The 6,713-nt window shown below is 60.2% G+C and carries 6 protein-coding genes; 2 read left to right on the forward strand and 4 right to left on the reverse strand.

Translation table 11 applies throughout. From position 1 onward, the window contains the following. Positions 1–33: 33 nt before the first annotated feature. Both L0H65_RS11725 and gltX read left to right on the forward strand, forming a co-directional pair. Positions 34–1,692: an NAD+ synthase gene (locus L0H65_RS11725; protein ID WP_301459204.1), complete on the forward strand. Its 1,659-nt coding sequence runs from the start codon at positions 34–36 to the stop codon at positions 1,690–1,692. Positions 1,693–1,774: 82 nt separating this feature from the next. Beyond that, positions 1,775–3,109 carry a glutamate--tRNA ligase gene (gene gltX, locus L0H65_RS11730; protein WP_301459206.1) on the forward strand — a complete coding sequence of 445 codons (1,335 nt, stop codon included), beginning with the start codon at positions 1,775–1,777 and terminating at the stop codon, positions 3,107–3,109. Between the two features lie 153 nt (positions 3,110–3,262). Here the strand turns inward: gltX and L0H65_RS11735 are convergent, their stop codons facing one another. The 4 genes from L0H65_RS11735 to L0H65_RS11750 all read right to left on the reverse strand — a co-directional run. Then, complete coding sequence (locus L0H65_RS11735) at positions 3,263–3,562, reverse strand: DUF4387 family protein (protein ID WP_301459207.1); 300 nt, start codon at positions 3,560–3,562, stop codon at positions 3,263–3,265. Further along, complete coding sequence (locus tag L0H65_RS11740; RefSeq protein ID WP_301459209.1) at positions 3,559–4,917, reverse strand: acyclic terpene utilization AtuA family protein; 1,359 nt, start codon at positions 4,915–4,917, stop codon at positions 3,559–3,561. The genes L0H65_RS11735 and L0H65_RS11740 overlap by 4 nt, the downstream gene beginning before the upstream one ends. Beyond that, the gene (locus L0H65_RS11745; RefSeq protein WP_301459211.1) at positions 4,917–6,434 is read right to left on the reverse strand and encodes a tripartite tricarboxylate transporter permease; all 1,518 of its coding nucleotides are present in this window, start codon (positions 6,432–6,434) and stop codon (positions 4,917–4,919) included. Before L0H65_RS11745 ends, L0H65_RS11740 begins: the two co-directional genes overlap by 1 nt. Positions 6,435–6,443: 9 nt before the next feature. Next, positions 6,444–6,713: tripartite tricarboxylate transporter TctB family protein (locus tag L0H65_RS11750; protein WP_301459212.1), on the reverse strand; the 270-nt coding region annotated here is incomplete at its 5' end.

Genomic DNA, 6,713 nt, shown 5'->3' on the forward strand with positions numbered 1-6,713 from the left:
AACCGAAGCCGCAGCACGAAGGAAGGAATGCCCATGGCTGAAAGATTTCGCCTGACTTTGGCACAGTTGAACCCGACCGTCGGCGCCTTGGCCGAAAACGCGGCGCTAGCGCGGGATGCGTGGCAACAAGGCCGCGATGCAGGCGCGCAGATGGTGGCGCTGCCGGAAATGTTCATCACGGGGTATCAGACGCAAGACCTGATCCAGCGCCCGCAATTCGTGGAAGATGTGGCGCGCGAACTCTCCGCTTTGGCAAAAGATTGCGCCGACGGTCCGGCGCTGGCCATTGGCGGCCCGCTGTTTGAAGGCGGGCGTTTGTTCAACGCCTATTTCATCCTGCAAGCCGGGCGCATCGCGGCAACGGTGTTGAAACACCATCTGCCGAATGATTCCGTCTTTGACGAAAAGCGCCTGTTTTCCCCGGCAGAGGTCAGCGGCCCTTACCGCGTCGGCCCCTTACGCATCGGCTCCCCCATTTGTGAGGATAGCTGGTTCATGGATGTGGCGGAAACACATGCCGAAACCGGGGCAGAGATTTTGCTGGTCCCCAACGGCTCCCCCTATTACCGCGACAAACTGGCGGTACGTCAGAACATTATGGTGTCGCGGGTGGTGGAGACGGGTCTGCCGCTGGTCTACCTCAACATGGTCGGCGGTCAGGACGATCAGGTGTTTGACGGAGCCTCCTTCGTACTGAACCCCGGCGGCAAGCTGGCGGTGCAGATGCCTGCGTTTCAAACCGCGATCACCCATGTCGATTTTGCCGAAACCGCTGAGGGTTGGCGGGCGGAGCAGGGCGCGCGGGTGAAGCAGCCCGACGCATGGGAGGCGGATTATCACGCGATGGTCCTGTCGCTGCGCGACTACATGGGTAAGACCGGCTTCAAGAAAGTGCTTTTGGGGCTTTCGGGGGGCATTGATTCTGCCATCGTCGCCACCATTGCGTCTGATGCCATCGGCCCGGACAATGTCCGTTGCGTGATGCTGCCGTCGGAATATACCTCGCCCTCCAGTCTGGAGGACGCGAAGGATTGCGCGGAGCGGTTGGGGTGCCGCTATGATTTCGTGCCGATCAGTGACGGGCGGCAGGCGATCACCAACACGCTTGCGCCGTTGTTCGAAGGGACAAAGCCCGACCTGACCGAGGAAAACATCCAGTCGCGCCTGCGCGGTTTGCTGTTGATGGCCTTGTCGAACAAATTTGGTGAAATGCTGCTGACGACGGGCAACAAGTCGGAGGTGGCCGTCGGCTATTGCACGATTTACGGCGACATGGCGGGCGGGTTCAACCCGATCAAAGACCTGTACAAGACGCGCGTATTTGAAACCTGCCGCTGGCGTAATGCCAATCATCGCGACTGGATGATGGGCAAGCAGGGGGAGGTGATCCCAGCCCGCATCATCGACAAGCCGCCTTCGGCGGAACTGCGCGCCGACCAAAAGGATGAGGACAGCCTGCCACCTTATCCGGTGCTCGATGCCATTCTCGAAGGGTTGGTCGACAATGACGTCGCGGTTGGCGATCTGGTGGAGGGAGGGTTTGACCGGGAGACGGTCAAGAAGGTGGAGCGTTTGGTCTATCTGTCGGAACACAAGCGGTTCCAATCTGCCCCCGGCACCCGCCTGACCCGCCGTGCCTTCTGGCTGGATCGGCGTTATCCGATCGTGAACCGCTGGCGCGATGAAAGCTGACATGCGCCGCGACATGACCCGGCAGGATATGGACAATCCGCGCCCCATGTGACAGATCAACCCGGTTGCAGGAGAGCCAGAAATGACCACACGCCCGACCGTTACCCGCTTTGCCCCATCGCCAACAGGCTTCATCCATGTCGGCAATCTGCGCACCGCTTTGATGAACTGGATGATCGCGCGTAAATCCGGTGGCACCTTCATCTTGCGGCTGGATGACACCGATCAGGAACGCTCCAAACAGGAATATTCCGACGGGATCATGGAAGATCTGGAATGGCTCGGCTTGACCTGGGATCGGGTGGAAAAACAATCGCTGCGGCTGGAGCGGTATCGCGAGGCGGCAGAGGCGTTGAAAGCAGCGGGTCGGTTTTACGAATGTTTTGAGTCGCCCACCGACCTGGACCTCAAGCGCAAGAAGCTGCTGAACATGCACAAGCCACCGGTCTATGACCGCGCCTCCTTGCACCTGTCATCGGCAGAGAAAGACAAGTTGCGCGAAACCACCCCCGGCTATTGGCGCTTTCGTCTTGATCTGGAGCGGATCGAATGGGCCGATGGCATCCTTGGCCCGATCTCAATTGACGCGGCGAGCGTGTCGGACCCGGTGTTGATCCGCGGTGATGGACAGGTGCTGTATACTTTCGCCTCCTCGGTCGATGATATCGACATGGGGGTGTCGTTTATCGTGCGCGGTGCGGATCATGTGACCAACACCGCGACGCAAATTCAGATCATGCAAGCGATGGGCGGCAATCCGCCGAATTTCGCCCACCACTCCCTGCTGACCGGCCCGCACGGCGAGGCGCTGTCAAAACGCCTTGGCACCTTGTCCCTGCGTGACCTGCGCGCGCGCGGCGTGCAGCCGATGGCACTGCTGTCGCTGATGGCGCGGTTGGGATCGTCGAAACCGGTTGAGCTTGCCACCACACATCAAGAATTGATGGACGGGTTCGATATCGGCAGTTTCGGTGCCGCACCCACCAAATTCGACGCCGAAGACCTGTTTCCTTTAACCCGCGCCTATGTCCAGGGTCTGCCCTTTGATACGGTCTCCGAACGCATTGCCGCGTTGGGCGTGCCGGCGAACCTGCACGAGGGCTTCTGGCGCGTCGCCAAGGACAACATCACCGTATTGGACGATCTGGACGGGTGGTGGACCCTGTTTCGCGACGGCGCAGAGCCGTTGATCGACGACGAAGATCGCGATTTCGTCACACAAGCCATGACGCTGCTGCCCGAAATGCCGTACGGCCCGGAAACGTGGAAAGACTGGACGGCGGCAGTGAAAGAGGCGACGGGCCGCAAGGGCAAGGGCCTGTTCATGCCGCTACGCAAGGCTCTGACCGGGCAGGAGCATGGGCCGGAAATGGCCGAAGTAATGCCGCTGTTGCAGGTAGTGCGGGCGCGGGGGTGATGTGACCTTTGCGCGGCGAACACCTTGTCGGACCCCTTCCTGTCCAAATTCTGCAATACCCCGAATGGTTGCTGGATAGGAAATTCTCCCGCCAGAGTGGCGGTGCGTTTGCTCGCCGATGCCTGATGTTTTTGCAGAGAAGATAACGCAGAGTCAGAGATCAAGTTCGGCAAGCAAGGTCGCCCATTGTGCGCCATGCATATCGCGGTCTTTGCGGTTGCCTTGCACCACCGGGCGCGGGAAGGAAAACTTGATGACATGCAGGTCAGGGATTTCGAAGCGTTTAAGGCTCTGGCTCGGTTGGTGATAGAGTGCGGCGACGGTTTCGGTTGTCAGGTCTGTGGTCAACCGGGTGTAGGCGGCAGGCGTGCCGCAGAACACATCGACGGTCACCCAGAACGGGCCGGCGTTCTTGGAACGGATCTTGTGGGCAATCTCGGCGGCTTTGGTCATGCCGGCACCTCCGTTACCTCAAGACGGAAGGCGGACATCGGGTCATCGAGTTCCATCACATGGTTGAGGCCAAATTCGTACAGCGCTCCGCGATCCGATTGCGCCGGGGAGTAGGGGAAGGCGAAGGTGGGAAGTTCCTCGTTTTCCGTCAGCGGATAATGCAGCATATGCGGGTTGGCGAGCTTGCCGATCTCGGAAGCAAGCGCCTGGGTTTCTGCCGTGATGATCAGCAGTACCCCCACTTCCACCGGGCTACCCTGACGGTTTTCCATCGCGCCCAAAGCTGAATTGATGCCGATCAGGCGGAAATCGAGGTCATAGCTGTCGGACGCGATCCCCATCCGTTTGGAAATCAGGGCGTCAAGAAACCCGTGCAGCTTATCGGCCCAGGTCTGCGCGTTGGCGACGTAATGCGCGTCACGCAAAACGGAGATCAATGTGGTTTGGTAGCCCGCGTGCCGCGCGCCTTCGAGTTTTACGGTATAGCGACCCGGCACCCATTCCGACCCGGTGGCCCGCACACGGCGGGCATCCAGCGCCTGATACCGGGTCTTGGTGACATCGAGATGGCCGCCGGGTTCATAGAGGATGAACGGGTCGGAGTTTTCATAGAGCATATGGGCGGAAACCGAATGCGGGGTGCATTGCGCGCCTTCCGCCAACGGTTCGATCGTGAAGCCGCTCTCATCGAAATCCACCTGAATGACGCCCGATGTCGGGTTGGTAGAACAAAGCGCGCCACATTCGGCCACTTTCGCGCCGTGCCATGCGCCGCCTGCATGATCGCCGCGCAGCAAGGGCAAGGCGGCGATGATGGCGGTGTCGGTCGTGCGACCCGCGATGATGATGTCAGCGCCGGTGTTGATTGCGGCCTGGATTTGCTCGGCTCCGGCCAGGGCGACGATATTGGTCATCTGCGCCAGCGTTTCGGCGCTGATTTCGGGGGCCGGGAACAGGCGGCGGATGCGACCTTCCTGCATTGCCTTGGCTACGCGTGCGGTGGGTTGTCCGGAATAAAGCCGCGCGATGCGCAAGGACTGGCCCAGTTCGGCGGCGATCTCCACAGTGATCTCATACATCCAGTCGACGCAGGCATCGGCGCCGCATGTGCCTGCGGTGCCGATCACGAGCGGCACCCCGGCCTCTGCCCGCGCCAGCATCAATTCCCGCCATTCCGATTTGGTAACGGAACGGGCGTATTTCGACTGCCCCGCGCCCAGAGACGCAGGACCGGAATCGGTGGAGCCGCCGTCGATTGCGATCAGGTCCGGCCGGTTCGCCACGCCGCGCGCCAAAGCAATATGGTCAAAGCCCAAGCATAACACGCCAGAAGGGATCAGAATGCGGGTTGGCATCAGTCATCGTCCATTGTGGGAAGCGGCGCGGGTTTGGCCAGAAAACGGCGCAGGAAAATCGGCGCGACAAAGCCCAGAACCGCCGCGATCCAGAAGCCGATGGAGATTGGCGAGGACAGCAGATATGTCCAGTCCCCGTCCGACAGAATCATGGCGCGGCGCAGGTTATCTTCCATCGCGTTGCCCAGAAGGATGCCGAGGATGATCGGTACAGTGGGAATTTCCAGCTTGCGGCAGACATATCCCAAGACGCCGAAGGCCACCATCATCAGCAGATCGAAACTGGACCCGGTGAGGGAATAGATGCCGACAAAGGCAATCATCGTCACACCTGGCAGCAGCACGAATGACGGCACTTGCAGGATTTTGACGAACACTTTGACCATTGGTACGTTCATGATCAGAAGCATGATGTTGGCGATCATCAGGGCGGCAATCAGCGACCAAACGACATCCGGGCGTTCGGTGAACAGCAGTGGCCCCGGCGTGATGTTCAGCGTCAGGAGCAGCGCCAAAAGCACCGCCGTTGTGCCGGACCCCGGCACCCCGAGCGTCAGCATCGGGATCAAGGCCCCCCCGGCGGCGGCGTTATTGCCTGCCTCGGGTGCCGCAACGCCCGATGGGTTGCCATGGCCGAAACTCGCCTTGTCCTTCGACATCGATTTTTCGCCCATGTAGGCCAGAAACGACCCCAGAGACGCGCCAGCCCCCGGCAGGATCCCGGCGACGAAGCCGATTCCGGTGCCGCGCAGCATCGCGCCCTTGGTCTGGTTCAGCATCTTCCACGGGATCGAAACCTTGCCCAGCTTCACGCCAATCGCGCTTTCCTTGCCATGGCTTTCAATGAAGCTGAACACTTCGGTCACTGCAAACAGACCGACAATGGCAACCAGAAAGTCGATGCCGTCAAACAGATGCATCTGGCCAAAGGTGAATCGCTGCATGTTGGTGGTCTTGTCGAGGCCGACCATCGCGATGCCAAGGCCGATACAGGCCGCCATTGCCGATTTCGCCTGATTGTTGGACCCCATGCCGCCCAAAGTGCAAAACGCCAGCATATACAACGCGAAATACTCGGCCGGACCGAACTGGAACGCCACGCGCGCGAGCCAGGGCGCCATCAGCGCAAGGCCAATCGTCGCGATAAACGAGCCGACAAAAGAGGCGACACCCGAAACCACCAGCGCCTCCCCCGCAAGGCCCTGTTTCGCCATTGGAAAGCCGTCCAGCGTGGTCATCACCGCAGGTTCATCGCCGGGAATGTTCAGCAGGATCGAGGAGATCCGCCCGCCATACATCGCGCCGTAATACACGCTTGTCAGCAGGACCAGCGCGGAGATCGCGTCAAACCCCATGGAAAACGAAATCGGGATCAACAAGGCCACGCCGTTTGACGGCCCAAGCCCCGGCAGCGCGCCGATGATGGTGCCGACAAAGCAGCCGATCAACGCCAGCATCAGGGTCCAAGGTGACAGCGCGATGGAAAAGCCGAGCGCAAGGTTTGAAAGAATATCCATGATTTGCCCCTAGCCCATCAACGCAGGCGGCAGGCCCTTGAGGCCAAGACCGAGGATGAATTTGAACAGCACGAACAGCCCGATACCGAGGCCAAGCCCGGTAAGGGCCGCCAGTTTCGGCTTTGGGTTGATCTGATAGCTGAGGATGCCGGAGGCGATGACAGTCGGAATGATGAAGCCGAGAGGTTTGATCATATAGGCATAGGCGATCAGCACCAACAGTGCGAGCCCAAGCGACAGCAGCGTCCTACCAAGTGGCCAATCCGAATCCAGGTCAGG

The sequence above is a fragment of the Pseudorhodobacter sp. genome, from assembly GCF_030452865.1.
Taxonomy (GTDB): domain Bacteria; phylum Pseudomonadota; class Alphaproteobacteria; order Rhodobacterales; family Rhodobacteraceae; genus Pseudorhodobacter.